The sequence below is a fragment of the Myxococcus sp. CA033 genome (genome assembly GCF_013336625.1).
Classification (GTDB): Bacteria; Myxococcota; Myxococcia; order Myxococcales; family Myxococcaceae; genus Myxococcus; species Myxococcus llanfairpwllgwyngyllgogerychwyrndrobwllllantysiliogogogochensis.
Window position 1 is genome coordinate 1 of the sequence record NZ_JABUMU010000071.1, and the last position, 1,225, is coordinate 1,225.

Annotated in this window: 1 protein-coding gene; it reads right to left on the reverse strand. The window is 67.3% G+C overall.

Annotated features, from left to right (window positions below):
* Positions 1-31: 31 nt before the first annotated feature.
* The gene (locus tag HUA78_RS45670; RefSeq protein ID WP_174479125.1) at positions 32-997 is read right to left on the reverse strand and encodes an IS630 family transposase; all 966 of its coding nucleotides are present in this window, start codon (positions 995-997) and stop codon (positions 32-34) included.
* Between the last annotated feature and the right edge of the window lie 228 nt (positions 998-1,225).

Sequence of the window (1,225 nt, forward strand, 5' to 3'; positions counted from 1 at the left end):
CTAAACCAACGACCACGATTCCCGCATGACCTCAGGCGGTGCGCCTGAGGTCGGCTCGACGTAGGTATGGACTGGCAGAGCGCTGGGCGTTGCGTGCGGCGAGGTAGGCATGCACCCGAACCATGAGTCGGGACATGGTGCGGCATCGGTGGTTTCGGGTGACGTTGGCGTGCAGGTCCAGCCACACACGCTCGATGCGGTTGCCCTCGGGGCAGTAGGGCGGCAGGAAGTGGAGCACGATGCGCCCACCGAGGTGCTCGAGGGCCCTGCGTGTCTTCTGGCTGGCATGGACGGCGGCGTTGTCCAGGACGAGGTGGATGCGGCGAGCGCGTCTGTATTCGCCCGCCAGGCGCCAGAGCAGCTGGATGAAAAGGGCGCTGGCCTTGGACCTGCCCTCCACCCACGTCAGTCTCCCCGTCCGGACATTCAGCGCTCCAGCAAGGAAGCGCTTCTGGTTGTTGCCGGGCGTCACCACCACCCGGCGCTGTCCGGGCAGACACCAGTCGAGCCCCACCTTGGGATTGAGGTGGATGTCCACTTCGTCCACGTGGAGCACCGGCTCCTTGGCGGGCGTGTACGCCTCCAGGCACTTCAACACGTGGAGTCGGCGGCGGCGCTTCCACCCTGGCCAGGGGCACTGGACGATGGGCTTTGCCGCCTTGCGCCTGGCGCCAATCGAGGTGAGCACCCGGCCCATGGTCGCCACGGAGACCTGGGGAAGCCCTCGGCGCTGGAGCTCCAGACACAGCAACTCCCTCGTCCAGGTGGGCCTGCACCAACCCCAATCCTCCGGCGTTCCGGCCAACACTCGGGCGAGCCTCTCTCGGAATCGGCTGTCCACCTTGGGACGGCCGTTGGCCGCTCGCCTGTCTCGCAGCGCTTCGCGTCCGGCCTCTCGGTAGCGACGCACGGCACCGACGACGGTAGAGGTGGCACAGCCCAGTGCCCGCGCGGCGGCGTTGCATGACGCCCCTCTCCCCACGGCCGCTACCGCCATGCACCGTCGAAAGGTGAGCGGGCAGCCACTCTTCTCCCCCCACCGAAGCAGCGCCTGGCGCTGCTTCCTCTTCAGCCACTTCCTACCTTTGCCCTCGGGCAGGGCCTTCTCGCTCTCAGGTTTTCTGCGCACACAGAGCCGAACGGGAGGTGCCCCTGCTCCCTCTTCCCGATCGCTCCGCGCCCGCTTGCTCCCCATCCTGATCGCGAATCACGAACTCCGGTTTAG

Coding starts and splice junctions, on each gene's coding strand:
- HUA78_RS45670 (WP_174479125.1), bottom strand. CDS start 997: ATGGCGGTAGCGGCCGTGGGGAGAGGGGCGTCATGCAACGCCGCCGCG.